Source organism: Duganella sp. GW821-FHT01E12 (assembly GCF_059422325.1).
Window position 1 is genome coordinate 185,437 of sequence record NZ_JBWKWR010000003.1, and the last position, 25,484, is coordinate 210,920.

The 25,484-nt window shown below is 65.9% G+C and carries 24 protein-coding genes; 15 read left to right on the plus strand and 9 right to left on the minus strand.

The features are described 5' to 3' along the window. Positions 1-9: 9 nt before the first annotated feature. Positions 10-1,737, plus strand: coding sequence for a tannase/feruloyl esterase family alpha/beta hydrolase (locus tag AC07WS_RS10770; protein ID WP_494729054.1), 1,728 nt, complete (start codon positions 10-12; stop codon positions 1,735-1,737). 13 nt (positions 1,738-1,750) lie between these two features. Here the strand turns inward: AC07WS_RS10770 and AC07WS_RS10775 are convergent, their stop codons facing one another. Then, entirely contained in the window at positions 1,751-2,926 is a 1,176-nt protein-coding gene (locus AC07WS_RS10775; RefSeq protein WP_494729055.1) for an ABC transporter substrate-binding protein, read from the minus strand. A 206-nt stretch (positions 2,927-3,132) separates the two neighbouring features. On the opposite strand from AC07WS_RS10775, the gene AC07WS_RS10780 reads away from it, so the two are divergent. Beyond that, positions 3,133-4,224 (plus strand): porin, encoded by a 1,092-nt coding sequence (locus AC07WS_RS10780; RefSeq protein ID WP_494729056.1) that lies wholly within the window; start codon positions 3,133-3,135, stop codon positions 4,222-4,224. Here AC07WS_RS10780 and AC07WS_RS10785 read toward each other — a convergent pair. Further along, positions 4,221-5,060, minus strand: a complete 840-nt coding sequence (locus AC07WS_RS10785; protein WP_494729057.1) for an IclR family transcriptional regulator domain-containing protein — start codon at positions 5,058-5,060, stop codon at positions 4,221-4,223. The two genes, AC07WS_RS10780 and AC07WS_RS10785, sit on opposite strands and share 4 nt — an antisense overlap. Before the next feature lie 135 nt (positions 5,061-5,195). Here AC07WS_RS10785 and AC07WS_RS10790 point away from each other — a divergent pair, with 135 nt between their 5' ends. From AC07WS_RS10790 to AC07WS_RS10820, 7 genes are all read left to right on the plus strand, one after another. Beyond that, positions 5,196-5,861 carry a 3-oxoacid CoA-transferase subunit A gene (locus tag AC07WS_RS10790; protein WP_494729058.1) on the plus strand — a complete coding sequence of 222 codons (666 nt, stop codon included), beginning with the start codon at positions 5,196-5,198 and terminating at the stop codon, positions 5,859-5,861. Beyond that, a complete protein-coding gene (locus AC07WS_RS10795; protein ID WP_494729059.1) occupies positions 5,858-6,502 on the plus strand; it encodes a CoA transferase subunit B in 645 nt (214 codons plus the stop codon). Before AC07WS_RS10790 ends, AC07WS_RS10795 begins: the two co-directional genes overlap by 4 nt. Positions 6,503-6,513: 11 nt before the next feature. Next, a complete protein-coding gene (gene pcaF, locus AC07WS_RS10800) occupies positions 6,514-7,728 on the plus strand; it encodes a 3-oxoadipyl-CoA thiolase (protein ID WP_494729060.1) in 1,215 nt (404 codons plus the stop codon). Positions 7,729-7,797: 69 nt separating this feature from the next. Further along, positions 7,798-8,664: a branched-chain amino acid ABC transporter permease gene (locus tag AC07WS_RS10805; protein ID WP_494729061.1), complete on the plus strand. Its 867-nt coding sequence runs from the start codon at positions 7,798-7,800 to the stop codon at positions 8,662-8,664. Between the two features lie 59 nt (positions 8,665-8,723). After that, positions 8,724-9,695: a branched-chain amino acid ABC transporter permease gene (locus AC07WS_RS10810; protein WP_494729511.1), complete on the plus strand. Its 972-nt coding sequence runs from the start codon at positions 8,724-8,726 to the stop codon at positions 9,693-9,695. Further along, complete coding sequence (locus AC07WS_RS10815; protein ID WP_494729062.1) at positions 9,692-10,450, plus strand: ABC transporter ATP-binding protein; 759 nt, start codon at positions 9,692-9,694, stop codon at positions 10,448-10,450. The genes AC07WS_RS10810 and AC07WS_RS10815 overlap by 4 nt, the downstream gene beginning before the upstream one ends. After that, positions 10,443-11,144, plus strand: coding sequence for an ABC transporter ATP-binding protein (locus AC07WS_RS10820; protein ID WP_494729063.1), 702 nt, complete (start codon positions 10,443-10,445; stop codon positions 11,142-11,144). The genes AC07WS_RS10815 and AC07WS_RS10820 overlap by 8 nt, the downstream gene beginning before the upstream one ends. 9 nt (positions 11,145-11,153) lie before the next feature. On the opposite strand, the gene AC07WS_RS10825 is transcribed toward AC07WS_RS10820, so the two are convergent. Beyond that, positions 11,154-11,615 carry a cache domain-containing protein gene (locus AC07WS_RS10825; protein ID WP_494729064.1) on the minus strand — a complete coding sequence of 154 codons (462 nt, stop codon included), beginning with the start codon at positions 11,613-11,615 and terminating at the stop codon, positions 11,154-11,156. Positions 11,616-11,663: 48 nt separating this feature from the next. After that, a complete protein-coding gene (locus AC07WS_RS10830) occupies positions 11,664-12,158 on the minus strand; it encodes a MarR family winged helix-turn-helix transcriptional regulator (protein WP_494729065.1) in 495 nt (164 codons plus the stop codon). Between the two features lie 109 nt (positions 12,159-12,267). Between AC07WS_RS10830 and AC07WS_RS10835 the strand changes: the two genes are divergently transcribed. From AC07WS_RS10835 to AC07WS_RS10845, 3 genes are read left to right on the plus strand one after another with little or no spacing between them, the layout of a single operon-like run. Next, the gene (locus AC07WS_RS10835) at positions 12,268-13,299 is read left to right on the plus strand and encodes an aromatic ring-hydroxylating dioxygenase subunit alpha (protein WP_494729066.1); all 1,032 of its coding nucleotides are present in this window, start codon (positions 12,268-12,270) and stop codon (positions 13,297-13,299) included. Next, on the plus strand, positions 13,296-14,261 hold the full coding sequence (locus AC07WS_RS10840) for a PDR/VanB family oxidoreductase (protein WP_494729067.1): 966 nt from the start codon (positions 13,296-13,298) through the stop codon (positions 14,259-14,261). The genes AC07WS_RS10835 and AC07WS_RS10840 overlap by 4 nt, the downstream gene beginning before the upstream one ends. 14 nt (positions 14,262-14,275) lie before the next feature. Continuing rightward, a complete protein-coding gene (locus AC07WS_RS10845; RefSeq protein ID WP_494729068.1) occupies positions 14,276-15,460 on the plus strand; it encodes an ABC transporter substrate-binding protein in 1,185 nt (394 codons plus the stop codon). Positions 15,461-15,465: 5 nt separating this feature from the next. Here the strand turns inward: AC07WS_RS10845 and pcaCD are convergent, their stop codons facing one another. Genes pcaCD through pcaH form a run of 4 tightly spaced genes read right to left on the minus strand, consistent with a single transcriptional unit; the run spans position 15,466 to position 19,385 of the window. After that, the gene (gene pcaCD, locus AC07WS_RS10850; protein ID WP_494729069.1) at positions 15,466-16,728 is read right to left on the minus strand and encodes a bifunctional 4-carboxymuconolactone decarboxylase/3-oxoadipate enol-lactonase PcaCD; all 1,263 of its coding nucleotides are present in this window, start codon (positions 16,726-16,728) and stop codon (positions 15,466-15,468) included. Further along, positions 16,725-18,128, minus strand: a complete 1,404-nt coding sequence (pcaB, locus tag AC07WS_RS10855; protein WP_494729070.1) for a 3-carboxy-cis,cis-muconate cycloisomerase — start codon at positions 18,126-18,128, stop codon at positions 16,725-16,727. The genes pcaCD and pcaB overlap by 4 nt, the downstream gene beginning before the upstream one ends. 18 nt (positions 18,129-18,146) lie before the next feature. Next, positions 18,147-18,680, minus strand: coding sequence for a peptidase associated/transthyretin-like domain-containing protein (locus AC07WS_RS10860; protein WP_494729071.1), 534 nt, complete (start codon positions 18,678-18,680; stop codon positions 18,147-18,149). Between the two features lie 12 nt (positions 18,681-18,692). Further along, positions 18,693-19,385, minus strand: coding sequence for a protocatechuate 3,4-dioxygenase subunit beta (gene pcaH, locus AC07WS_RS10865; RefSeq protein WP_494729072.1), 693 nt, complete (start codon positions 19,383-19,385; stop codon positions 18,693-18,695). A gap of 144 nt (positions 19,386-19,529) precedes the next feature. Here pcaH and AC07WS_RS10870 point away from each other — a divergent pair, with 144 nt between their 5' ends. Together AC07WS_RS10870 and AC07WS_RS10875 are read left to right on the plus strand one after the other, a co-directional pair. After that, positions 19,530-20,303 carry an IclR family transcriptional regulator domain-containing protein gene (locus AC07WS_RS10870; protein WP_494729073.1) on the plus strand — a complete coding sequence of 258 codons (774 nt, stop codon included), beginning with the start codon at positions 19,530-19,532 and terminating at the stop codon, positions 20,301-20,303. 112 nt (positions 20,304-20,415) lie between these two features. Beyond that, on the plus strand, positions 20,416-23,298 hold the full coding sequence (locus AC07WS_RS10875) for a diguanylate cyclase (RefSeq protein WP_494729074.1): 2,883 nt from the start codon (positions 20,416-20,418) through the stop codon (positions 23,296-23,298). Between the two features lies 1 nt (position 23,299). Here the strand turns inward: AC07WS_RS10875 and AC07WS_RS10880 are convergent, their stop codons facing one another. Then, positions 23,300-24,190 (minus strand): helix-turn-helix domain-containing protein, encoded by an 891-nt coding sequence (locus tag AC07WS_RS10880; protein WP_494729075.1) that lies wholly within the window; start codon positions 24,188-24,190, stop codon positions 23,300-23,302. A 125-nt stretch (positions 24,191-24,315) separates the two neighbouring features. On the opposite strand from AC07WS_RS10880, the gene AC07WS_RS10885 reads away from it, so the two are divergent. Continuing rightward, positions 24,316-25,482, plus strand: coding sequence for a 4-hydroxybenzoate 3-monooxygenase (locus AC07WS_RS10885; RefSeq protein ID WP_494729076.1), 1,167 nt, complete (start codon positions 24,316-24,318; stop codon positions 25,480-25,482). Positions 25,483-25,484 lie beyond the last annotated feature (2 nt).

A 25,484-nucleotide genomic window follows, 5' to 3' on the forward strand; every position in this document is an offset into this window, starting at 1 on the left:
AGATACCCTATGAAGATCGAACGACGTGTCTTGAAGGGCGCGCCGCTGGCGGCGCTTTGCCTGTCCGTTGTGGCGTTGAACGCCTGCGGCGGCGATAGCAATAGCGGTAGCAGTGGCGCTGTGGCGCTGCCGCAGTTGGCCGCGGCGACCGCCGGCAAGCTGGGTTCCTGTACCGACCTGGCCAGCCGCATCTCTTATCCCAACACGACCATCGCCAGCGCCGTCTCCGTGGCCGCCGGCGTGCTGACGGTGGCCGGCAAACCAGTGCCGGCGCACTGCCTGGTGAAGGGCTCGATGTTCCAGCGCACAGGTCCGGTCGATGGCCAAAGCTACGCGATCGGCTTCGAGATGCGGCTGCCGGTGGACTGGAACGGCCGCTTCTTCTATCAGGCCAACGGCGGCCTTGATGGTTCTGTCGTCACGGCGACCGGCGATGTGGGCGGCGGCGGACAGTTGGACAATGCGCTGAACCAGGGCTTCGCCGTGATCAGCTCCGACGCAGGCCACGGCGCGGCGACGCCGCTGTTCGGGCTCGATCCGCAGGCGCGGCTGGATTACGGCTACCAGGCCTCGGGCAAGCTGGCGCCGATGGCGAAGAGCGTGATCCAGACCGCGTACGGCAAAGGGCCCGACCGCTCCTACTTCGGCGGCTGCTCCAATGGCGGCCGTCACACGATGGTGGCGGCGGCGCGCTACGGCGAGCAGTTCGACGGCTATCTGGTCGGCGATCCGGGTTTCCGCCTGCCGCTGGCGGCCATCGCCAACATTGCCGGCGGCCAGACATACGCGGCGCTGGCGCGCACGCCCGGCGACCTGTCGACCGGCTTCACTGCTGCCGAACGCGCGCTGGTATCGAACGCGGTGCTGGACAAGTGCGATGCGCTCGACGGCGCCAAGGATGGTCTGGTGCAGGACACCGGCGCCTGCCAGGCCGCCTTCAACCTGGATCGCGACGTGCCGTCCTGCGGCGCGCAAGGCCGCGACGGCACCTGTCTCAGTGTTGCCCAGAAGACGTCGATCGGGCAGCTGTTCGCGGGCGCTGTCACGAGCAGCAAGACCAAGTTCTATTCGAGCTTCCCGTTCGACTCGGGCCTGGGTACCGGCAATTGGGCCTTCTGGAAGTTCTTCAGTCCATTGCAGCTGGATTCCGGCGCGGTGGCGATGATCTGGAAGGTGCCACCGGTGAACCCTGCGACCTTCAACGGTGCCACATTCGCGCTGACGTCCAACATCGACACGCTGCTGGCGCAGGTCGCGGCGACCGACGGCACTTACACGGAAAGCGCGATGTCCTTCATGCTGCCGCCGCACCTGAGCGACTACAGCACCGTGAAGAACCGTGGCGCCAAGATGATGCTGTACCACGGCACCAGCGATCCTATCTTCTCCAGCGACGACACCACCGCATGGTACGACAATCTGCGCACCGCGAACGGCGGCGACGCATCCGCCTTCGCGCGCTTCTACCGCGTACCTGGCATGAACCATTGTTCCGGCGGCCCGGCCACCGACCAATTCGACATGCTGACGCCATTGGTGAACTGGGTGGAGAAGGGGCAGGCGCCGGAGCGCGTGGTGGCCAGCGCGCGTGGACCGGGCAACGCCGGCGGCGCCAATGCCGACGTGCCGGCATCTTGGTCCGCCACGCGCACCCGGCCGCTGTGCCCCTACCCGCAGGTGGCGAAGTACAACGGCACCGGCAGCATCGAGGACGCCGTCAACTTCAGCTGCAAATAAAAGGGTGGACGGCTTATTTGCCTGGGTCCTTTTGGTTGGAGAACTGGTCGAATTCGACGTTGTAGAATTCGCTGCCGACCTTTTCGACCTTGCGCACGTAGACCGTCTGCACGATGTCGCGGGTTTGCGGATCGATGCTGATCGGGCCGCGCGGGCTGTTGAGCTGTATGGTTTTCAGGATGGCCATGGCCTGGTCGCCGTCGATCTTGCCGTTCAATTTGCGCGAGACCTCGTAGATCGCCGCCATGCCGTCATACGCCGCCACGGCCATGAAGTTCGGACGCCCCGCGCCGGGGTTGGCCGCCGCAAAGCTTTTCAGGAAGGCGGCGTTCTCCGGCGACTTGTGCGCGGCCGAATAGTGGAAGGTAGTGATCACGCCTTGCGTTGCGTCGCCCATGGCCGGCATCACGTGGTCGTCGGTCAGGTCGCCGGTGGCGATGACCTTCACGCCCGCCGCGGCCAGGCCGCGTTCGCGGTAGCCTTTCATGAAGGCGATGCTTTGTTCGCCGGCCGGAACGAAGATGAACACCGCGTCCGGCTTGGCGTCCTTGATGCGCTGGATGTAGGGCGCGAATTCCGGATTGCGCAGCGGGACGCGGATCGCTTCCGTCACCGTGCCGCCGCCTTTGACCAGTTCAGTCTTGAACGCCGTTTCGGCGTCGATGCCGGGGCCGTAGTCCGCTACCAGCGTCACCACCTTCTTGATGTTGTTCTTCGCCGCCCATGTGGCCATCGGCGCGGATACCTGCGGCAGCGTCATCGAAAAGCGCGCGATGTAGTTGGACTTGGTGGTGATGACCGAGGTGGCGGCGTTCATGATGATCATCGGCTTCTTCGCCTGCTCGGCGATGGGGGCCACCGCCAGCGCTTCCGGCGTCAGGCCGAAGCCGGCCAGGAAGTCCACCTTGTCGCGCACCACCAGCTCCTGCGCCAGCCGCTTGGCGATTTCGGGCGAAGGGCCGGTGGTGTCCTTGTAGATGATTTCGATCTTCTTTCCGGCGACGGTGGCGCCGTTCTGCGCCATCCACGCCTTGATGCCGCCTTCCATCTGCTTGCCGTAATCGGCGAAGGGGCCGGAGAAGGCGGCGATGACGCCGACCTTGATGGTGTCCTGCGCTTGCGCCAGCGAGGCCGCGGACCATGCGGTGGTGGCGAGTGTCGCAATTGCTACAAATTTTTTGATCGTCATGCTGGTCTCCAGTGTGGTTCTGTTTTCTCTATGAAGAATGGCCCGGTGCCGCGCATGGCTGCAGCGACGGGCTCAATTCTGCCACGCGGCGTTTGTTGACAGCGCAGCGCTTACTGCATAGTATCCAATCTATGTGCGATTAACAACCTATTGTTCGATTATCGCACATCTTAAAAATAACGACTGTCAGATAACAGGAGACTGGAATGAAGAACGCAATCCGATGCGCTGCGGCGCTGCTGGCTGGGGTCAGCGCATCCGGCGCCATGGCGCAAAGCAGCGTCACGGTGTACGGCCTTGTAGATACTGGGCTGGTTTATACCACCAACGTTAACGCCGCCGGCGCCAGCATCACCAAGATGCCTTCGCTGACGGGTTCCTTCCCGTCGCGCCTGGGCTTCCGGGGCAGCGAGGACCTGGGCGACGGCCTGCAGGCGGTGTTCACGCTGGAGATGGGGCTGTCGATGGATACCGGCACTATGGGGCAGGGCAATCGCCTGTTTGGCCGCCAGGCGTCGGTGGGATTGAAGGGGGCGTTCGGCACGGTGACGCTGGGCCGCCAGATCAACATGACCTATATCGCGGGACTCAAGGCCGACGTGCTGGGCCCGAACCTGTTCGCGATCGGCAGCATCGATCCGTATCTGCCGAACGCCCGCAGCGACAACGCCATCGGCTACCTGGGTAACTTCAACAACTTCGTGGTCGGCGCCACCTACAGCACCGGGCGCGATGCGTCGGCCGCCGGCGGCCCCGCAGCGACGGGCTGCCCCGGGGAGGTGGCCGGCAATTCCAAGGCCTGCCGCCAGATCACCGGCCTGTTTGGCTACGAGACTCCGGAATACGGCCTGAATACCTCCTACGACATCATGTACGGCAATGTCGGTGCGGCTGGTGGTTTGACCAGCAGCGACAACAGCGACAAGCGCATCACCGTCAACGGCTATGCCAAGGTGGGTGCGGCCAAGATCGGCGCCGGCATCGTCGACCGCACCACGCGCGCCGCCACCGGCCTGACCGAGTCGGACCTGTACTTCCTGGGCGTGAGTTATCCGGTCACGCCGCTGTCCACGCTGGATGTGCAGGTGGCGCGCCGCGACACCAAGAACAGCAGCTCCGACGTCGACATGGTGGTGGCCCGCTTGACCTACTACCTGTCCAAGCGCACCGCCGTGTATGGCGCCTTGGGCCGCATGAAGAACTCCGGCACGTCGGCCGTGGCGCTGGATGCCGGCGGCACGGTGGGTGCGGGCTTGACGCAGAACGGCGTGATGGCCGGCCTGCGCCACAGCTTCTAAGGCAGCAGTATCGAGAGTTCCTGGGCTCCGCGCAGCAGCACGGGCAGGAACTCTTTTTCCAACTGCTTGACGCTGACGCGCGAAGCCTGCGCGCCCACGTTGAGCGCCGCCAGCACCGTGCCGGAAGCACCGCGCACCGGTACGGCGATGGAGCGCAAGCCCAGCTCCAGTTCCTCGTCGTTGATGGCGTAGCCGGCCTGGCGCACACCGGCCAGGATCTCGCGCAGGCGCTTCTGGTTGACCACCGTGTTTTCCGTCATCGGCTTGAGCGCGGTGCGGGCCAGGTACTGGTCCAGCTCCGCCGGCGGCAGGTGCGCCAGCATCACGCGGCCCAGCGAGGTGCAGTAAGCGGGCAGGCGGCTGCCGGTGTTCAGTGCCACCGACATCACACGCGACGTGGCGGCACGCGCCACGTAAAGCACTTCGTCGTCGTCCAGCACCGCCAGCGAACTCGATTCGTTCAGGGCGCGGCTGATGTTGTTCAGGTAGGGCTGGGCCGACACCGTCAACGGCGTCGACGACAGGTAGGAGTAGCCCAGCGTGAGCACCTTGGGACGCAGCGAAAAATTGTTCAACTCCGCATCCACATATCCCAGCTCGCGCAGCGTGTGCAGGCAGCGCCGCACTGCCGCGCGCGGAATGCCGGTTTTCTGGCTGATGTTGGCGATGGTCTGCGGCTTGCGCGAATCGCTGAAGGCGCGCACCACGGCCAGGCCGCGCGCCAGCGAGGTCATGAAACTGGGATCGGTCAGCGCGTCGATCTGCTCGGAGATGGTGGGTTCGCGCTCCGGCTCGGCCTCGGCGACGCGGGTTTTGGGTTTGGTGGTCTTGGACATGGCGTGATTTTAATGCAGGCGGCTCGTTCGATAGGTGTTTTTTTGTTGACCGTGCTGCGTTTACGTTGCTACACTGAGTGTGCGGTAATCAATCATTAGTTCGATTATCGCACATCGAAACGAAAAGGCAGGCATATGATCGACAAAACATTTGCATCACTGGAGCACGCCGTGGCCGACATCCACGACGGCGCGACGGTCATGATCGGCGGCTTCGGCAACGCCGGCATGCCGTCCGCGCTGATCGACGCGCTGATCGCGCAGGGCGCGCGCGAGCTCACCATCGTCAACAACAACGCCGGCAACGGCGAAACCGGGCTGGCCGCTCTGCTCAAGGCCAGGCGGGTGCGCAAGATCATCTGCTCCTTCCCGCGTCAGACCGACTCCCATCACTTCGATGCGCTATACCGCGCCGGCGAGATCGAACTGGAACTGACCCCGCAGGGCAACCTGGCCGAACGCATACGCGCAGCCGGCGCCGGCATCGGCGGCTTTTTCTCGCCCACCGGCTACGGCACGCTGCTGGCCGAGGGCAAGGAGACGCGCCTGATCGACGGCCGCCACTACGTGCTGGAGTCGCCCATCCACGCCGACTTCGCGCTGATCAAGGCGCTGCGCGGCGACCGTTGGGGCAACCTGGTGTACCGTAAGACCGCGCGCAACTTCGGTCCCATCATGGCGATGGCCGCCAAGACCACCATCGCGCAGGTGCAGCATGTGGTGGCGCTGGGCGAGCTAGATCCCGAAGTAATCGTCACCCCCGGCATTTTTGTCCAGCGCGTAGTGAAGGAATCGGCATGACCAGCAAATACACCCGTGACCAGATGGCCGCCCGCGTGGCGCAGGACATTCCCGAAGGCGCCTACGTCAACCTGGGCATCGGCCTGCCGACCAAGGTGGCCGACCATCTGCCGGCCGAACGCGAAGTCTTCCTGCACAGCGAGAACGGTCTGCTCGGCATGGGCCCCGCGCCGGCGCCGGGCGAGGAGGACGAAGACCTGATCAACGCCGGCAAGCAGCCGGTCACGTTGCTGACGGGCGGCGCCTATTTCCATCACGGCGATTCCTTCGCCATGATGCGCGGCGGGCATCTGGACGTCTGCGTGCTGGGCGCCTTCCAGGTGGCGGCCAACGGCGACCTGGCCAACTGGCACACCGGCGCGCCGGATGCGATACCGGCCGTCGGCGGCGCCATGGACCTGGCGATAGGCGCCAAGCAGGTGTTCGTGATGATGGAGCACCAGACCAAGAACGGCGACAGCAAGATCGTCAGCCAGTGCAGCTATCCGCTGACCGGGGTGGCCTGCGTCAACCGCATCTACACCGACCTGGCCGTGCTGGACGTGACGCCGGAAGGCCTGGCCGTGCGCGAGATGGCGCCGGGTTTGAGTTTTGAAGAGCTGCAGGCCGCCACCGGCGCGCCTTTGCTGCGGTCGAAATAAGAGAGGACGACATGAACGAAGCATATATCTGCGATGCGGTGCGCACCCCGATCGGCCGCTACGGCGGCGCCCTGAAGGACGTGCGCGCCGACGACCTGGGCGCCGTGCCGCTGCGTGAACTGATGCGCCGCAATCCGGGCGTGCAGTGGGACCAGGTGGACGACGTGATCTACGGCTGCGCCAACCAGGCCGGCGAGGACAATCGCAACGTGGCGCGCATGTCGGCGCTGCTGGCCGGGCTGCCGCAGGACGTTCCGGGTTCCACGGTCAACCGCCTGTGCGGCTCGGGCATGGACGCCATCGGCACTGCTGCCCGTGCCATCCAGGCCGGCGACGCCTGCCTGATGATCGCCGGCGGCGTGGAGTCGATGACGCGCGCGCCCTTCGTCATGGGCAAGGCCGACGCGGCGTTCAGCCGCAACGCCTCGCTGCAGGACACCACCATGGGCTGGCGCTTCATCAACAAGGCGCTGAAGGAAGCCTACGGCGTGGAGACCATGCCGGAGACGGCGGAAAACGTCGCCCAGGATTATGGCATCAGCCGCGCCGACCAGGATGCGTTTGCGCTGACGAGCCAGAACAAGACCGCGATCGCCATCGCCGAAGGCATCTTCGAGCGCGAGATCGTGCCGGTGGCGCTGCGACAGAGCCGCCGTGCGGCGGACGCGGAGCCGCTGCTGTTCAAGCAGGACGAACATCCGCGCGCCACCACCATCGAAGCGCTGGCCAAGCTAAAAGGCGTGGTGCGCCCCGAAGGCAGCGTCACCGCCGGCAACGCCTCCGGCATCAATGACGGCGCCTGCGCGCTGCTGATCGCCAGCGGCGAAGCGGTCGGACGCCACGGCCTGAAGCGGTTGGCGCGCATCGTCGGCATGGCGACGGCCGGCGTGGCGCCGCGTGTGATGGGCATAGGCCCGGTGCCGGCCGTGCAAAAACTGCTGCGCCAGACCGGCCTGACGCTGGAGCAGATGGACGTGATCGAACTGAATGAAGCCTTCGCCGCGCAGGGATTGGCCGTGCTGCGCCAGCTAGGCCTGCGCGACGACGACGCGCGCGTCAATCCCAACGGCGGCGCCATCGCGCTGGGCCATCCGCTGGGCATGAGCGGTGCGCGCCTGGTCGCCACGGCGACTTACCAGCTGCATCGCAGCGGCGGCCGGTATGCGCTGTGCACGATGTGCATCGGCGTGGGGCAGGGCATTGCGATGATCATCGAAAGAGTGTGATTCAATGTGGTTTGTAGAGAAGTAGTGGAGACAAAAAATGTATAAAACAATTCAAACGAGGAGACGGATATGCTAGCCAATTTCGCCGGTGTGCTGTTCGACGGCGTCGCCTACGGCAGCCTGCTTTTCCTCATCAGTGTCGGCCTGTCGGTCACGATGGGTATGATGAACTTCATAAACCTGGCCCACGGCGCCTTTGCCATGTTGGGCGGTTACGTCAGCGTGACGGTGCTGTCGCGGCTCGGCGTGCCGTTCCTGGCCTCGCTGCCGCTGGCCTTCCTGGCCTCCGCCGCAGCGGGGCTGGTGCTGGAGCGGCTGCTGTACCGCCGGCTGTACCGCGCCAGCCATCTGGACCAGGTGTTGTTTTCGATCGGCCTGACTTTCATGTCGGTGGCCGGTGCGACCTGGCTGTTCGGCCCTTCGCAGCAGCCGGTGACGCTGCCGGACTGGCTGCGCGGCCAGGTGCCGCTGTTCGGTCTTGAGGTGGGCGCCTATCGTCTGTTCCTGATCGGCGTGGTGGTGCTGGTCACGGTGGCACTGGGCCTGCTGATCGAGCGTACCCGCTTCGGCGCGCAGATTCGGGCCTCGGTGGACAACCAGACCGCATCCGCAGGCTTGGGCATCAACGTGGGACTTGTGTTCAGCCTGACCTTCGCGCTGGGCTCCGGCCTGGCGGGCCTGGGCGGCGGCTTGGGCATCGACGTGCTGGGCCTCGATCCGACCTTCCCGATCAAATACATGGTCTACTTCCTGCTTGTGGTCGCGGTGGGCGGCGCCGGCACCATCAAGGGGCCGTTGCTGGCGGCCGTGATCCTTGGCGTGTTCGACGTGGCCGGAAAATACTACGTGCCGCAGGTCGGGGCCTTCGTCATCTACGGCTTGATGGTGGTGCTGCTGATCCTGTTCCCCGCTGGCCTGATCAGGAGGAAAGCATGAACGCCTTCGCCGAAGTCGAAGTCAAACCGGCGCCCGCCGCCGTCAACAAGGTGCAGAGCATGAGCCGACTCCGTTTGCCGCATGACCGCTGGTCGCCGCTGGAAATCGCCTTCTGGCTGCTGCCGGTGGCCGCGTATTTCGCCTTCCCCGGTTATCTGGTGTTGATCAGCCAGATCATGATCGTCGGCCTGTTCGCATTGTCGCTCGACCTGATGCTGGGCTATGCCGGCATCGTCTCGCTGGGCCACGCGGCCTTCTTCGGACTGGGCGCCTACACCGCCGGGCTGCTGTCGATGCACGGCTGGAGCGAACCATTCAGTGGCCTGCTGGCCGGCGCCGTGGTGGCGGGGCTGTTCGGATTTATCGTCTCTTTCCTGGTGGTGCGCGGCCAGGACTTGACGCGCCTGATGGTCACGCTGGGCATAGGCCTGATGCTGTTCGAGGCGGCCAACAAGGCTTCCTTCCTCACCGGCGGCGTGGACGGCTTGTCCGGCATGGTGGTCGGTAAGCTGTTCGGCGCCTTCGAATTCGATTTGAACGGCAACGTGGCCTACTGCTACAGCTTCGCCGTGCTGTTCATCGTGTTCGTGGTGCTGCGCCGGGTGGTGAAGTCGCCGTTCGGTCTGAGCCTGGTCGGCATCCGCGAAGGCGTGCGGCGCATGCCGGCGCTGGGCGTGGACGTCAACCGCCGCCTGGTGGCCGTGTTCACGCTGGCCGCGACGGTGGCCGGCCTGGCCGGCGCGCTGCTGGCGCAGACCACGCAGTTCGTCGGCCTCGATTCGCTGGGCTTCCCGCGTTCGGCCGAGCTGCTGATCATGCTGGTGCTGGGAGGGACCGGCCGGTTGTATGGCGCTTTGATCGGCGCCGCCGTCTTCATGCTGGCGCAGGACTACATCGCGGGCCTCAATCCGGCCTACTGGCAGTTTTATATCGGCCTGCTGTTGATGGTGATCGTGCTGTTCGCGCGCGGCGGCATCCTGGGCGGCCTGGAGAAATTGGCGTCGCGTTTCAAACGGAAGGAGCAGGCATGAGCCAGGACATCACACTGCGCACGGAAGGCTTGACCAAGCGCTGGGGGCCGTTCGTCGCCAACAGCGACGTAAGCCTGACCTTCGAGCCGGGCGCGCGCCATGCGCTGATCGGACCCAATGGCGCCGGCAAGACCACCTTCATCAACCTGCTGACGGGCGGCTTTATGCCCAGCAGCGGCAAGGTGTATATGGGCGGCGAGGACATCACGCACCTTCCGCAGCACCAGCGTGTGCGGCGCGGCATGACGCGCACCTTCCAGCTCAACACCCTGTTCGCCGGCATGACGGTGCTGGAATCGGTGGCGCTGGCGGTGTGCGAGCGGCGCGGCCTGCAGTCGGTGTGGTACAAGACGGTCGCCAAACACGCCGACGTGATCGATGAGGCGATGGCCTTGCTGGCCACGCTCAAGCTCACCGACCAGGCCAACAGCGTCACGCGCAGCATGGCTTACGGTAAGCAGCGGCTGGTGGAAATCGCACTGGCGCTGGCGACCAAGCCGCGCATTCTGCTGCTGGACGAACCGGCGGCCGGCATTCCGCAGGCGGAGAGCAAGGAGCTGTTCGAAGTGCTGGCGCAGCTGCCACGCGATGTGACGGTGCTGTTCATCGAACACGATATGGGACTGGTGTTCCGCTTCGCCGACCGCATCACGGTGCTGGTGGGCGGCAAGGTGCTGACCGAGGGCACGCCGGCGGAGATCGCGGCCGACCCGCGCGTCAAGGAAGTCTATCTGGGGGAGGCCGAACATGGCTGAATTGCTGGTGCTCGATAAAGTCACCGCCGGTTACGGCGAGTCCATCGTGCTGGAAGATGTGTCGTTCACGCTGAATGAAGGCGACAGCCTGGCGCTGTTGGGCCGCAATGGCGTCGGCAAAACCAGCCTGCTGGTGACGTTGATGGGATTGACGCGGCTGCACGGCGGCGGCATCCGCTGGGCCGGCAGCGACATCGCGCGCATGCCCACGCACCGGCGCTCGCGCGCGGGCCTGGGCTGGGTGCCGCAGGAACGGCATATGTTCCCGTCGCTGACGGTGGAGGAGCATCTGACCGTGGTGGCGCGGCCCGGCCGCTGGAACCTGCAGAAGGTCTACGAGATATTCCCGCGTCTGGCGGAACGCCGCGCCAACATGGGCAACCAGCTGTCCGGCGGCGAGCAGCAGATGGTGGCGATAGCGCGCGCGCTGATGACCAATCCGCGCATCCTGCTGCTGGACGAGCCGATGGAGGGCCTGGCGCCCATCATCGTGCAGGAACTGGTGCGGGTGATACGGCGGCTGGTGAAGGATGAGGGGATGTCGGTGATCGTGGTGGAACAGCATGCGCGGCTGGCGTTGTCGCTGACGCAGCGCGCCATCGTGCTCGATCGTGGCCGCATCGTGCACGACTCGGACAGCGCCAGCCTGCTGGCCGACGGCGACAAGCTGGATCGCCTGGTCGCCGTGGCCTGAGCTATCGGCTTATTTGGGTTTGTAGATGCCGGCGCCGACGGTGTACTTATCGTCGGCCTGGCGAATGTAGGAGGTCTTGTCCTCCAGCGCCTTGGTGACGGGATTGACCCAGACGTAATCGACCCAGCCGGGCTTCTTCGATTGGGCGATATCCCGCATCTCCTGCACGAACTTCTTGCCGTTGGCGTCCTTCAGCTGCGACATGTCCTTGCCGTTCATCTTGGGCGTGGCCGCGTGGCAGACCATCATCATTTGTGCATCCTGGACGAACACGTACAAGTCGCCCTGCATAAAGCCGCCCTTCGGATCGGCGAAGTCCTTGCACGCCTGTTCTATGCCTTTTTTCTGGATGTTGGCCACGGCCTTGTCCACCAGCGCGATGGCGTCGGCCTTGCCGGCGGTTTGCGCCAGCACGGGCAGGGAAGGGGCAAGCAGCATGACGGTCAGTCCGGCGATAGCGTAGCGATTCATTGAAGGTCTCCTGTCTGTTTTAATTAAGGCACTTGCGAAATGCCAGCATCAGCTTACAGCGCGTACGGCCGGCGCGCCATCGGTAAGCGGCGCCCGGCTTTGCTCGTTGTTTTCCTGCACAAGCTTGGTCAACAGCGCCATGAATTGTAGCTGTTCCGCGCTGGTTAATGGCGCCAGCAAGCGGCGCCGCAACCGCTGCGAACCGGGGATCAAATCGCTCAGCAGCTGCTCGCCGGCGCCGGTGATGGTGAGGGCGCGCTGGCGGCGGTTGGTTGGAATGACGGTGCGCGTCAGCAGGCCTTTTTCCTCCAGACGCGCGCAGACGGTGGCGCCGGTCGAGGTGTCGATGCCGCTGATGGCCGACAGCGACACCTGGTCGATGCCAGCGTGGCTTTCCAGATTGCGCAGCATTGCGTACTGCACCGGCGTCAGTTCGCTGCCCATTTCGTCGTAAAAAATCGATACCGAGATTTGCTGCGCGCGCCGCAGCAAGTGGCCTGGATGTTCGAATAGGCTGGTCAATTGACTCTCTGTCTTTGGCATGGCGTGGTCTCTGCAAAAAGAATTCGTCCGGGCTGTTTACATCGCCGGTTTACGGACTATACTTTACAACATTCAGTGCACTGAATGATAACCAAAAAAAGGAGATGCGATGTACCCAAAAAATACCTGGTATGTGGCTTGTACCCCGGACGAAATCGAATCCAAACCGCTGGGGCGCCAGATCTGCGGCGAGAAGATCGTGTTCTATCGCGGCGCCGAAGGCAAGGTCGCGGCGGTCGAGGACTTCTGCCCGCACCGCGGAGCGCCGCTGTCGCTGGGCTTTGTGCGCGACGGCCAGCTGGTGTGCGGCTACCACGGTCTGGAGATGGGCTGCGACGGAAAGGTGATCAGCATGCCGGGCCAGCGCGTGCGCGGCTTCCCGTGCATCCGCAGCTATCCGGTGGAGGAGCGCTACGGCTTTATCTGGGTCTGGACCGGCGACCGTGAACTGGCCGATCCAAGCTTGATCCATCATCTGGAATGGGCGGACAATCCGGCTTGGGCCTACGGTGGCGGCCTGTATCACATCAACTGCGAATACCGCCTGATGATCGACAACCTGATGGACCTCACGCACGAAACGTATGTGCATGCGTCGAGCATCGGCCAGAAGGAGATCGACGAGGCACCGGTCAACACCAAGGTCGAGGGGGAGCAGGTGATCACCAGCCGGTACATGGAGAACATCATGGCGCCGCCGTTCTGGCGCGCCGCTTTGCGCGGCAATGGCCTGGCGGACGACGTGCCGGTGGACCGCTGGCAGATATGCCGCTTCACGCCGCCGAGCCATGTGATGATCGAGGTGGGCGTCGCCCACGCGGGCAAGGGCGGCTACGACGCGGCGCCGGAGCACAAGGCGTCCAGCATCGTGGTCGATTTCATCACGCCGGAAACCGAGACTTCGCATTGGTACTTCTGGGGCATGGCCCGCAACTTCAAGCCAGACGACAAGGAGCTGACCGATACCATCCGCACCGGCCAGGGCAAGATCTTCGGCGAGGACCGCGAGATGCTGGAGCTCCAGCAGGCCAACATCCTGCGGCATCCGGAGCGCAAGCTGCTGATGCTGAATATCGACGCCGGCGGCGTGCAGTCGCGCCGCGTGCTGGACCAGTGGATGGAGAAGGAGCAAGGCGCATGAGCGCGGGCTTGCTGCAAGTTCGGGTGGGGCGCCGGCATGCGGAGGCCGAAGATATCTGCAGCTATGAACTGGTCAGCGCCGACGGCGCCGAGCTGCCGGCTTTCACGGCCGGCGCACATATCGACGTTCATGTCGGCCCTGGCCTGGTGCGGCAGTACTCGCTGTGCAATCCGCCGCACGAGCGCCACCGCTACCTGATCGGCGTGTTGCGCGATCCTTCGTCGCGCGGCGGTTCGCAGGCCATGCACAGCGACGTGCAGGCCGGCGCCACGCTGCAGATCAGCGCACCGAAGAATCACTTTCCGCTGGTCGATGCCGAACAAAGCCTGCTTCTGGCGGGCGGCATCGGTGTCACGCCCATCCTGGCGATGGCCGAAGCGCTGTCGGCCCGTGGCGCGGCGTTCCAGATGCACTACTGCGTACGCTCGCCCGAACGCGCCGCATTCCGCGAACGCATCGCCGCCGCGCCGTTTGCGGCGCAGGTACACTTCCACTACGACAGCGGCGACGCCGCGCAAAAGCTGGACCTGTCCGCGCTGCTGGCGCAACTGGACCGCAAGACCCACATCTACCTGTGCGGCCCGGCCGGATTCATCGACTACGTGAAGGCCACGGCCCAAGCGCAGGACTGGCCGCAGGACCAGCTTCACCTCGAATACTTCGGCGCCTCCGCCGTGCCGGCAGCGGGCGGCGACCAGCCGTTCGAGGTGAAGCTGGCCTCCAGCGGCAAGGTGTATGCCATCCCGGCCGGCAGCACCGTGCTGCGCGTGTTGAACGACGCCGGCGTGTTCATTCCCGCCTCCTGCGAGCAGGGTGTGTGCGGCACCTGCCTCACGCGCGTGCTGGCCGGTGTGCCGGACCACCGCGATCTGTACCTCGAAGAGTCGGAGCAGGCCGCCAACGACCAGTTCACCCCTTGCTGTTCCCGTTCCAAGACCCCCACGCTGTTGTTGGACCTATAAAAAAAGGAGACACCATGCCAGACCGTATCAACCACCAACGCCGCCACCTGCTGTTGGGCGCCGCCGCCTTGTCCGCGGGCGCGCTGCCCGCGTTCGCGCGCGCCGCCGAGCCGCTGAAGGTCGGTCTGATCGTGCCGATGTCCGGGCCGTTCGCCTCCACCGGCCGCCAGATCGAGGCGGCGGTCAAGCTGTACATGCGGCAGAACGGCGTCAGCGTGGCTGGCCGCCCGATCGAGATCATCCTCAAGGACGACGGCGGCGTGGCCCCGGACGTGACCAAACGCCTGGCGCAGGAACTGGTCTCGCGCGACAAGGCGCAGGTGCTGGCCGGCTTCGGCCTCACGCCGTTGGCCTTTGCCGCCGCACCGGTCGCCACCCAGGCCAAGGTGCCGATGATCGTGATGGCCGCCGCCGCGTCGGCGGTGCCGCAGCGCTCCCCGTACATCGTGCGCACCGGTTTCACGCTGGCGCAGGTGACGGCGCCGATGGCGCAGTGGGCATCCAAGAACAAGATCAGGAACGCGGTGACGCTGGTCAGCGATTATGGACCGGGGTTGGATGCGGAAAAGGTATTCGTCAAAGGCTTGCTCGAAGGCGGCGGCAAGGTGGCCGACAGCCTGCGCGCACCGCTGCGCAACCCGGACTACGCACCGTTCCTGGCGCGCGTGCGGGACTTGAAGCCGGATGCGCTGTTTGTGTTCGTGCCGTCGGGCGAGGGCGCTGCGGTGCTCAAGCAGTTCACCGAGCGCGGGCTGGCCGCCGCCGGCATACGGCTGATCTGCACCGGCGATGTGCTGGACGACGACCTGATGGCCGGCATCGGCCAGGCCGCCGCCGGTGTGGTCAGCAGCCACCATTATTCGGCGGCGCATCCGTCGGCGGAGAACAAAGCATACGTGGAAGCCTTCGGCAAGGCCAATCCGGGCATGCGGCCCAACTTCCACTCGGTCGGCGCCTACGACGGCATGCACCTGCTGTACCAGGCGCTCAAACAGACCAACGGCGACAGCGACGGCGACAAGCTGCTGGCAGCGATGAAGGGCATGGCGTGGACCAGCGTGCGTGGCCCGGTCAGCATCGACGCCGCCACGCGCGACATCGTGCAGACGGTCTACATCCGCAAGGCCGAAGCCAGCGCGGGATCCTACTTCAACATCGAGTTTGACCAGACCGACAAGGTGCGCGATCCGGGCGTGTAGCGCGCCTACAAACCGGCGAGGAAGCCCGTGACAGCCGCCGCGAACAGCGCCGGCTGTTCCACCGCGCCCAGGTGCGACGCCTCCGGCAGCACGACCAGCGCCGCGCCGGGTATGGCTTGCTGCACGATCTGCGACATGGCGACCGGCGTACCCTGGTCCAGCTCACCGGCGATCAGCAGCGTGGGGACGGCGATGGCGCCCAGCCGCTCGGTCGTGTCCACGGTGCCTACCGCGTTGCAGCAGCCGATGTAGCCGGTGCTGTCTGTGCTGAGCAGGCGGCGGCGGAAGCGAGCCACCGTGGCTGCGTGTTCGGCGCGGAAGGCGTCGTGGAAGTAGCGGCCCATCACCGCGTCCGCGATCACGGCGATGCCTTGTTCGCGCACGGTGGCGATGCGTTGCTGCCATGCCTCGCGCGCCGCTTCGGGATAGCGGGAAGTGGTGTTGCCCAGCACCAGTGCGCGCACCAGCGTTGGGTGCCGCAGCGCCAGCTCCTGGCCGGCCATGCCGCCCATCGACAAGCCTATCCAGACTACCGGGCCGGTATCGAGTTCGCGCAGCAGGGCGGCGGCATCGTCGGCCAGGTCGGCCATGGTGTACAGGCCTTCAGGGGCGGACGAGGCGCCGTGGCCGCGATGGTCGTAGGCGATCACGCGGTAGTCGGCGGCCAACTGGTTGGCCAGGCTGTCCCACATCGTCAGGTCGCAACCGAGGGCGTGGCTCAGCACCACCGTGTGGCGCGGCGCCTTGCCGCTGCGTGGTTCGCGCACCGTGTAATGCAGCGAGGGATGGCCGGCGCTGCGGCCCTCGCGGCCGATGCCGGGATGGCTGGCGGCGGCCGGCGCCATCGGCTCCAGCGCGTAGCCGATCTGCGGCCCGACTTCGCGCAGGATCGCCATCGCGTGCACGAAGGCGGTGTTGGCCGCGGGGACGCCGGCGTAGATCGCCGACTGCATCAGCACTTCCTTCAATTCGTCCGGCGACAGGCGGTTGGCCGCGTCGCCCAGCAGCGCGGCGCGCACGTGCAGCTCGAATTCCTCCCAGCGTCCCAGCGCGATGGTGGTGGCGAGGACCATGGCGCGCCGGGTCTTCTGATCCAGGCCTGGGCGGCCCCAGATATCGTTCCACGCAAAGCGCGTGATCATGTTCTGGAACTCGGCGTTGAAGCTGTTGGCGTTGGCGAGGGATTTGTCCACCCAGGCGTCGCCGAGGATGGCGCGGCGGTTGTTCAGACCACGTTCGAAGTCGTGGTCGATGGGGTCGAAGCTCATGCGGGCGTCCTGTGATGGAATGGGGTGGAGTTCAGTGTCGCGATCTGTACACGCAGGCTTTGCAGCTGATGCTGCGCCAGGCGCCGGGCCGGCAGCGTTGCGGCGGCGGGATCGAACAGCGGCGCCAGCGCGGCCGGGTCGACCTGCTTGCGTAGTTGCTGGTCGGCGCGCACCACATCGGTCAGCACGTCGGCCAGATTGCGTCCGCTGGCCAGCGCCTCGGCGCTCATGGCTTCCAGCAGGCTGTGGGCCGCCGGGCGGCCGATGCTGGCGGCCAGCCAGGCCGATGCCGCCTCGGCGAACACCAGCCCTTGCAAGGCGTCGATATTGCGCAGCATGCGCGCCGGATCGACTTGCAGGCCGGCGAAGGCGTCGTTGAGCGCCTGCACCGCGCCGTGCGCGCTGAGGAACAGCGTGGGCCACTCGGCGAGTTCGGCCTGCCAATTGCCCAGGCCACGTTCATGCTGCTGTCCCATGGCGGCCAGCAGCGCGGCGGCGTGCTGCGGCGTGCGGGTGGCGGCGGCCAGCGCAATCATGGCCGATACCGGATTGCGCTTGTGCGGCATGGCGGAAGAACCGCCGCGTCCATTGCCGGAGGGCTCGGCCAGTTCGGCGATTTCTCCTTGCGCCATCAGGCTGATATCGGTGGCGATCTTGCCCAGGCTTCCGGTAAGGACCGCCACTTCCAATCCCAGGCGCACCCACTCGTCGCGCTGCGTGTGCCAGGCCGCATCCGCCACCTTCAGGCCCAAGTCCGCCGCCACCAGTGCCGTCACCGCCGCGCCATGCTCGCCCATCACGGACAAGGTGCCGACCGCGCCGCCCAGTTGCAGCTGCAGCGCGCGGGCGGCGCATTCGCGCAGACGCGTGCGGGCCCGCACCAGCGGCGCGAGCCAGCCGGCCACCTTGAATCCGAAACTGCTCACCTGCGCCGGCTGCATCAGCGTGCGCGCCAGCACGGGCGTGGCCACATGCCGGTCGGCCAGCTGCAGCAGATGGCCGGTCAGGTCGTGCAGGCCGTCGTCCAGCAGCTGCAGGGCATCGCGCGTGGTCAGCACCATGGCGGTGTCGATCACGTCCTGGCTGGTGCTGCCCCAGTGGACGCGGGCGGCCGCTTCGGCGTCGTATAGCGCCACGGTTCGCGTCAGCTCGCGCACCAGAGGAATTGCCAGGCTGCCGGCGCGGCGCCCGGCGCTGACGATGGCAGGGATGTCGTACAGCTGCGCGTTGCACACGCCGGCGATGGCGCGCGCCGTTTGCGCCGGCAGCATACCTTGCCTGGCCTGCGCCTCGGCCAGCGCCTGCTCGAAGCGCAGCATGGCCTGCACGATCGCCGCGTCGTCGAAGACGGCGATCATGTCCGGCGTGGTGAGGAAACTGTCGAAGATGGATGCGCTCAATTGAACTCCGCTGGCAGGTCAGACATAGTCGAAGAATGCGGTCTCTTTGTCGGACTGCATCCAGATGTCCCAATGATAGACCCCCGGCGCGGTCTTGCGGGCGACCAGGGTGGGGCGGCGTTCGGCCGGCACCTGCCGCAGTATCGCCGATTGCGCCAGGCCGCTGTCGTCGTCCAGGAACACGGCGGTGAACTGGTGCTTGACCAGGCCGCGCGCGAACACGGTGACGAAGGTCGCCGGCGCGCCGTCCACCGGTGCCGCGCATTGCGACAGCCGCAGGCTGAATTCTCCTTTTTCTCCGCTGGGCACACGACGGAAGCCAGGCAGCGCCTGGGCCGCTTCTGCGCCGGCCGATTCCGGCTGCCAGGCTTCGATCTGCGCGTCGTTGATCGGCGTGCCGTCGCCGTCGTAGATCGTGCCGTTGATGGTGATGGTGGCCGCGGTGGTTTCCAGCGTGCCGGCGGCGCTGGCGTCTACCGCCCACTGCCAGGCTGCGTGCGAAAATGGGCCGATGGTTTGCGAGGTGGTGATCGAAGTGTCGATGTGATTCATGCGGTAGCTCCTTTAAATGCCCATCGGCGTGGCGTCGCGGCCGCGCAGCACGATATCGAATTCATAGCCCAGCATCTTGTCGCTGTCGGTGTACTCCAGGCTGAAACGGGAAATCAGGCGCTGGCGCGCGGCCAGGTCCGGGATGCTCTGGAAGATAGGGTCGTAAGCGAACAGCGGATCGTTGGGGAAGTACATCTGCGTGACCAGGCGCTGCGCGTACACATTGCCGAACAAGGAGAAGTGGATGTGCGCCGGGCGCCAGGCCTTGTCGTGATTACCCCAAGGGTAGGGGCCGGGCTTGATGGTGACGAAGCGGTAGCGGCCATCGTCGTCGGTCATCATCTTGCCGATACCGTAGAAGTTGGGATCGAGCGGCGCGTCGTGCTGGTCCTTCTTGTGCCAGTAGCGGCCCGCCGCGTTGCACTGCCAGACCTCCAGCAGCGAATTGCGTACAGGCTTGCCGTCTTCGTCGACCACGCGGCCGGTGACGACGATCTTCTCGCCCAGCGGCGCGCCGGCGCCGTGCGCGGTCAGGTCCATATCGTTGGGCAGCAGGATGCGCGGCGAGGGAATCAGGTTGTCCGTCACCGGCTGGTCGGCGCGGATGCGCAGCAGCGGCTGGGCGGGGCCGCGCTTGAGCGTGGACTTGTACGAAGGGTAGATCAGTTCCGGGTAGACGCCGGACGGAATGGCATCGAATCTCAAGACGGGCCTCCTGTCGGTTGTTATGGTTTGTGTGGCGACCATGTTAGGGAAAGCGCCGTGGCGCCACAATACGCCGCCGTCGGGTGGAATTCGCTATGCGCCCATTTTGTGCGATACTCGCACAAATCGCCAATTTTCTCGCTTATGACCGTTGAACACGACGCACCCGCCGCGCGCGACATGGTGGCCGGCCTTGAAAAAGGCCTGCTGGTGATCGCCGCCTTCGATCAGGAACGCAGCCGCTTGAGCATCGCCGAGGTGGCCGAGCGCACCGGCCTGACGCGCGCCGCCGCGCGCCGCTACCTGATCACGCTGACCCACCTTGGCTATATGCGGCACGAGAACAAGCTGTTCGCGCTCACGCCGATGGTGCTGCGGCTGGGGCAATCGTACCTGCATTCGGCGCGGCTGCCGCGCATCGTCCAGCCCTTGCTGTACCGGCTGGCCTACGCGCTGGGCGAGGCGGCATCGGCCGGCGTGCTCGATCACGACCAGCTGGTGTGCGTGGCCGCCGTCAGCGCAGGGCAGCTGGTGTCGGTCACGCTGCAGCCGGGCACGCGCGTGCCGGCCTACTGCACCGCCAACGGCCGCGTGCTGCTGGCGCACCTGCCGCAGCCGCAGATCGACGCTTTCCTGGAACGCGCGCAGCCCGAGCGCATCACCGAGCACACCATCGTCAGCAAGGAGCGCCTGGCGCTGGAGATCGCGCGCGCCCGCGCGCAGGGCTACGCGCTGGTGGACCAGGAGCTGGAGCTGGGCCTGCGCACCATCGCCGTCCCGCTCAAGAACTTCCGCGGCGAGGTGGTGGCGGCGATGAACATCAGCGTCCATGCCGGGCGCATGCCGCGCGAGCAGATGGTGGAGCGCTGCCTGCCGGCGCTGATCAAGATGCAGGTGGAGCTGAACGCGCTGTTGTAAAGCGGTGCGCTTGCGGTTGCGTCGTCATTGCAGATCGGCAATACTGGCTTGGTTAGCATCCTCGATAGAGCCAACTTGTAGCGAAATGATAGTGAACCTCCGGATTCCCCGTATGCTGGCGCGGACGCTGGTCCTCCTGCTGGCGGCCTGCGTGCTGTGCGCGGGCGCGGCGCGCGCGCAGCAATTGCCGCTGCGGTACTTCACCCAGCAGGACGGGCTGGGGAACCTGAGCGTGATGGCGTTGGCGCAGGACCGTTCGGGCCACCTTTGGCTCGGGACGGAAAATGGCCTGTTCCGCTATAACGGCGCGCGGTTCGAGCGCTACGGGCGGGACCAGGGACTGCTGCAAACCGGGATCACAGGGCTGCTCACGCAAGGCGACCAGCTGTGGGTGGGAACCAGCGAAGGCCTGTACCGGCTGGTGGGCGAACGCCTGGTGCCGCAGCAGTACCAGGGCAAACACTTGTCGATCTGGCCCGGACAGATGATCGCGCAGGGGCGCGACGGCGCATTGCTGTTCGCCAGTGCCCAGCACCTGTACCGGCTCACGGACAAACCGGGTGGCTCGGTCATCGAACCGTATTTTTCGGAGCAGCAGATCAAGGGCCAGCCCAAACTGGGAAAGATCACCAGCGTCAGCATGGACGGCGGTGGCCTCTGGCTGGGTTGCGGCGGATCGCTGTGCCGCGTCACAGGCGCCGGCGTCACGGTATGGGGCGAGGCGGAGGGCGTACCTCTCGACGACTGGTGGGCGCTACTGCCAGCCGCCGACGGCACGCTCTGGAGCCGGAGCGAACATCGGCTCATCGCCTTGGCGCCCGGCGCTGCGCGGTTCGCCGACCGCGCGCCGCCGGGTGACATGATACACAAGGCTTCCCAGTTGTCGGCGCTGGGTACAGATGGCGCGCAGGCGGTGCTTACCAATATCGACACCGGGCTGGCGCGCTGGCGCGACGGCCGCTGGGAACAGTTCGGCCCACGTAACGGCTTGCAAAGCGCGGGCGGAGTCACGGCCATGCTGGTGGACCGCGACGGTGGCCTTTGGCTGGGCACGCGCGGCCGTGGCCTGGTGCAGTGGCGAGGCTACGGCCAGTGGGAAAACTGGAGCTCTGCCCAGGGCCTGCAGGATGACGTCGTCCTGTCGTTCGCGCGCGATGGCCAGGGACGCATGCACGTGGGTTCGCGATCCGGGCCTGCCTTATTGGAACAGGGCGCGCTGCGTCCGATCGCCGCGCATGCCGATCACCAGTGGGCGGACCAGGCGGTGGACCGCAGCGGGCAGCTGTGGGCGGGAACCTACCTTGGCCTGCTGTTTCGCCACGATCCCGCCACCGGAACCGAGGTCCAGGTGGCGACGCTGCCGCCCATCCTGCATCTGCGCGTGGACCGCAGCGGCGCGCTGTGGATAGGCACCGGCAACGGCTTGTATCTGCTTGAGCATCCGGAGTTGGGTGGTCAACCCCGCCCGGCGCCGGGCCTGTCCGCCGTGGCTGATTTGACCGATGAATCCATCAACGGCAGCTGCCAAAGCGCCAACGGCGACTTGTGGTTCCTCAGCGAGCATCTGATGCTGCATTATGACGGTCGGCGGTGGGAGCGCCACAAGCTGCTGGAGGCCGACGGCACCGACGCTTTCACGACGATCGCCTGCGCCTCCGACGGTGTGTTCTGGATCGGCAGCTCGGGCACCGGCATATGGCGGGCGAAGGTAGGCAAGCATGGGATGGAGCTGCAGCCGGCGGCGAGCTTGCATGGACTTACCGGCATGGCGCTGCATCTGGACCGGCGCGGATGGCTGTGGATAGGCACCGACGCCGGCGTCATGGTGCGCAACGGCGAGCAGTCGCGGCACCTGGACCAGGACGATGGACTGGTCTGGGCCGACGTGAACGGGCGGGGATTTTACGAGGACGCCGACGGCTCGATGTGGATCGCCACCAGCAACGGCGTCTCGCACATCCTGCACCCGGAGCGCCTGTTCCCGCTGCCGGCGGTGGATGCGATGCTGGAAAACGTCATGCGCGGCGGCCGGCGGATCGGCTTGCGGGACGGAGCGTCCTTGGATTGGAGCGACGAAGCCCTCAACTTCAGCCTGGCCAGCCTGACGTACCAGCACCGCAGCGGCCTGCGCTTCCGCTACCGGCTGGAAGGGCTGGAGCAGGGATGGTCGCAGTCGACATCGCCCGATATCCGCTACGCCTCGCTGGCGCCTGGACGCTACCGCCTGCGGTTCGGCGTGACGGACGTGGAGACGGGAGCCACGCCCGCTTTGCGCGAAATCGGCTTCACCATCACTCCACCGTGGTGGCGGACCACGGCGTTCTACGTGCTGTGCGCGTTAGCCATGGCCGGCGCGGTTGTCGCCTTCCACCGCTACCGCATACGGGCGCTGACCCGCAGGACAGCGCGCATGGAGAAACTGGTGCGGGAACTGGTGAGTGAGCGCACGCGGGAGCTGGAAAAGTCTCAGGACGCGCTGCGCCTGCGCGCCATGCAGGACGGCCTGACCAAGGCATGGAACCGCGCGGCGATGATGGAATACCTTGAACAGGAAGTGCTGCGCTCCAGCGAGTTGCGGCGTCCCTTCCTGCTGGTGTTGCTGGATCTGGATCATTTCAAGCGCATCAACGACTCCTACGGCCACCTGGCCGGCGACTGTGTGCTGCGCGAGGTGGTGGCACGCCTGGGCGGCGCCGTGCGCTCCAGCGATCTGGTGGGACGCTATGGCGGCGAGGAGTTCCTGCTGCTGTTGCCGGAGCTGGACCGGGTGCGCGGCACGGCGCAGCTTGAGCGCCTGCGCCGCGTGATCGAGGCGGCGCCGGTGCCGATAGATGGTGGGCAGGCCATCGATGTCACCGCCAGTTTCGGCGTGAAGGAGTTCGATCCGGCCAGTCCGCTGGCGCCGTTGGAGCTGATCGGCCGCGCCGACGAGGCGTTGTACCGCGCCAAGGCGCAGGGCCGCAACCGCGTGGTGTTCGACGGCGGCGAAGCTTGAATCAACCGGCGCGGAACTCCTTCGGCGTCCGGCCCATGCGTTTCTTGAACAGGCGGCTGAAGTAGGCCGGGTCCTGGAACCCCAGCTCGTAGGCGATGCTGGCGATGCTGGACGGCAGATAGGTCAGCTTGCGGCAGGCTTCCAGCATCAACCGGTCCTGCGTGATGTCGAACGCCGATTTTCCGGACAGCTTGAGGCACAGGCGATTGAGCCGCGTCGGCGTGGCCCTTAGCGCTTCGGCGTACTGGCCGATTTGCCATTGTTCCTTGTAGCGCCGCTCCACCTCGGCGCGGAAGCGGCTGAACAACTCGAAGTCGCTGCGGCCCGATTGGTCTGCCAGGCGCCGCTCCGCTTGCAGGCGCACCAGCAGCAGCAAGGCGCTGCGCGCCAGCCATTCCAGCATCAGCGTGTGGCCGTATTGCGGCCAGGCCGCTTCCGTCAGCAGGTTTTGCAGCAGCGATTCCAGACGCGCGCGCAGCTCCGGCTGGCCGGACAGGTCGATCGCCAGCGGTTCGACGAACAACGATGAATACAGGTCGCCGTGGTTCTCCGCCACCGCGAATACCACGTTCTGGTCCACCGTCAGCACATAGCCATGCGCCTCGGCGGAGAAGTCGAAGCCGTGCACCACCGACGGGTGCAGCGTGATGACGGCCGGCGCGCGGCACTCCCAGACGGCGCCGTCGACGCTGGCGCGCACTTCGCCGCCGTAGAGGAAAAGTACCTGAAACAGGCCGGCGTGGGTATGCTTTTCGATGTGCCAGTGGTGCACCCGGCTGCGGGTTTCTATCAGCTCGATATGCACGAATTCGGCGTTTTCTACCCGTGTTTGCTCGCCGTACAGGGCGAACTGCGGGACGTCGGGCGGTGGCGGTTTCGCGTTGCGTGTCATGGAGGCGGGCGCCGATGGAAGTGGATGGGTGTCGAAATAGTACAAGTTTTATGCCGTTTCATCCATTTTTTTTGCGGCGGCCTGGCGCTACGATGGCGGCACACTAACACCATAACGGAGACATCATGCGTACCCAGGTAGCCATTATCGGCGCCGGCCCAGCGGGCCTGCTGCTATCCCATCTGCTGCATCTGAGCGGCATCGAATCGGTCGTGCTGGAGTCGCGAAGCCGCGCCGACATCGAGGCCACCATCCGCGCCGGCGTGCTGGAACAGGGCACGATGGACATCCTCACCAACGCCGGCGTGGGCGCCCGCATGAAGGCCGAGGGCGCGCTGCACCATGGAATAGAGCTGGCCTTCGGCGGCCGACGCCACCGCATCGACCTGACGGAACTGACCGGCAAGGCTATCACCGTCTATCCGCAGCATGAGGTGATCAAGGATCTGGTGGCGGCACGGCTGGCCGCGCAGGGACAGCTGCTGTTCGAAGTCGGCGGCGTGGAGCTGCATGGCGTCGACACCACCACGCCGTCGGTCAGTTTTGTGCATGGCGGCGAGGCGGCCCGCATCGAAGCCGATTTCGTCATCGGCTGCGACGGCTACCACGGCGTGACGCGGCCGGCCATGCCGGCGCAGGGGCGCGAAGACTTCACCCGCAACTACGGTTTCGGGTGGTTCGGCATCCTGGTGGAATCGGCGCCGTCGTCCGATGAACTGATCTACGCGCGGCACGACCGCGGCTTCGCGCTGGTCAGCACGCGCACGCCGACGGTGCAGCGGCTGTACTTCCAGTGCGATCCCGCCGACCATGTCGACAACTGGTCGGACGACCGCATCTGGGCCGAGCTGCATGCGCGGCTGGAGAACGACGACGGCTGGCGCGTCAACGAGGGCCGCATCTTCCAGAAAGGGATCATCGGCATGCGCAGCTTCGTCTCGACGCCGATGCAGGCGGGACGCCTGTTCCTTGCTGGCGATGCGGCGCACATCGTGCCGCCAACGGGCGCCAAGGGCATGAACCTGGCGGTATCTGACGTGAACCTGCTGGCGCAAGGGCTGGAGCAGTTCTACCGTCAAGGACGCGACGACCGCCTGCAAGGCTACACGCAAGCCGCGTTGAAGCGCATCTGGCGTGCCGAGTACTTCTCGTGGTGGATGACCAGCCTGCTGCACACCTTCGCCGACGCCACGCCGTTCCAGCGCGAGGTGCAGCGCGCGGAACTGGAATGCGTGGTCAGCTCACGCGCGATGTCGACCGCACTGGCGGAAAACTACGTCGGCGCGTTCTGACC

Coding starts and splice junctions, on each gene's coding strand:
- AC07WS_RS10875 (WP_494729074.1), top strand. CDS start 20,416: ATGCTGGCGCGGACGCTGGTCCTCCTGCTGGCGGCCTGCGTGCTGTGC.
- AC07WS_RS10840 (WP_494729067.1), top strand. CDS start 13,296: ATGAGCGCGGGCTTGCTGCAAGTTCGGGTGGGGCGCCGGCATGCGGAG.
- AC07WS_RS10780 (WP_494729056.1), top strand. CDS start 3,133: ATGAAGAACGCAATCCGATGCGCTGCGGCGCTGCTGGCTGGGGTCAGC.
- AC07WS_RS10885 (WP_494729076.1), top strand. CDS start 24,316: ATGCGTACCCAGGTAGCCATTATCGGCGCCGGCCCAGCGGGCCTGCTG.
- AC07WS_RS10870 (WP_494729073.1), top strand. CDS start 19,530: ATGACCGTTGAACACGACGCACCCGCCGCGCGCGACATGGTGGCCGGC.
- AC07WS_RS10860 (WP_494729071.1), bottom strand. CDS start 18,680: ATGAATCACATCGACACTTCGATCACCACCTCGCAAACCATCGGCCCA.
- AC07WS_RS10775 (WP_494729055.1), bottom strand. CDS start 2,926: ATGACGATCAAAAAATTTGTAGCAATTGCGACACTCGCCACCACCGCA.
- AC07WS_RS10785 (WP_494729057.1), bottom strand. CDS start 5,060: ATGTCCAAGACCACCAAACCCAAAACCCGCGTCGCCGAGGCCGAGCCG.
- AC07WS_RS10805 (WP_494729061.1), top strand. CDS start 7,798: ATGCTAGCCAATTTCGCCGGTGTGCTGTTCGACGGCGTCGCCTACGGC.
- AC07WS_RS10835 (WP_494729066.1), top strand. CDS start 12,268: ATGTACCCAAAAAATACCTGGTATGTGGCTTGTACCCCGGACGAAATC.
- AC07WS_RS10795 (WP_494729059.1), top strand. CDS start 5,858: ATGACCAGCAAATACACCCGTGACCAGATGGCCGCCCGCGTGGCGCAG.
- AC07WS_RS10770 (WP_494729054.1), top strand. CDS start 10: ATGAAGATCGAACGACGTGTCTTGAAGGGCGCGCCGCTGGCGGCGCTT.
- AC07WS_RS10825 (WP_494729064.1), bottom strand. CDS start 11,615: ATGAATCGCTACGCTATCGCCGGACTGACCGTCATGCTGCTTGCCCCT.
- AC07WS_RS10790 (WP_494729058.1), top strand. CDS start 5,196: ATGATCGACAAAACATTTGCATCACTGGAGCACGCCGTGGCCGACATC.
- AC07WS_RS10820 (WP_494729063.1), top strand. CDS start 10,443: ATGGCTGAATTGCTGGTGCTCGATAAAGTCACCGCCGGTTACGGCGAG.
- AC07WS_RS10810 (WP_494729511.1), top strand. CDS start 8,724: ATGAGCCGACTCCGTTTGCCGCATGACCGCTGGTCGCCGCTGGAAATC.
- AC07WS_RS10815 (WP_494729062.1), top strand. CDS start 9,692: ATGAGCCAGGACATCACACTGCGCACGGAAGGCTTGACCAAGCGCTGG.
- AC07WS_RS10845 (WP_494729068.1), top strand. CDS start 14,276: ATGCCAGACCGTATCAACCACCAACGCCGCCACCTGCTGTTGGGCGCC.
- AC07WS_RS10880 (WP_494729075.1), bottom strand. CDS start 24,190: ATGACACGCAACGCGAAACCGCCACCGCCCGACGTCCCGCAGTTCGCC.
- AC07WS_RS10830 (WP_494729065.1), bottom strand. CDS start 12,158: ATGCCAAAGACAGAGAGTCAATTGACCAGCCTATTCGAACATCCAGGC.
- pcaCD (WP_494729069.1), bottom strand. CDS start 16,728: ATGAGCTTCGACCCCATCGACCACGACTTCGAACGTGGTCTGAACAAC.
- pcaF (WP_494729060.1), top strand. CDS start 6,514: ATGAACGAAGCATATATCTGCGATGCGGTGCGCACCCCGATCGGCCGC.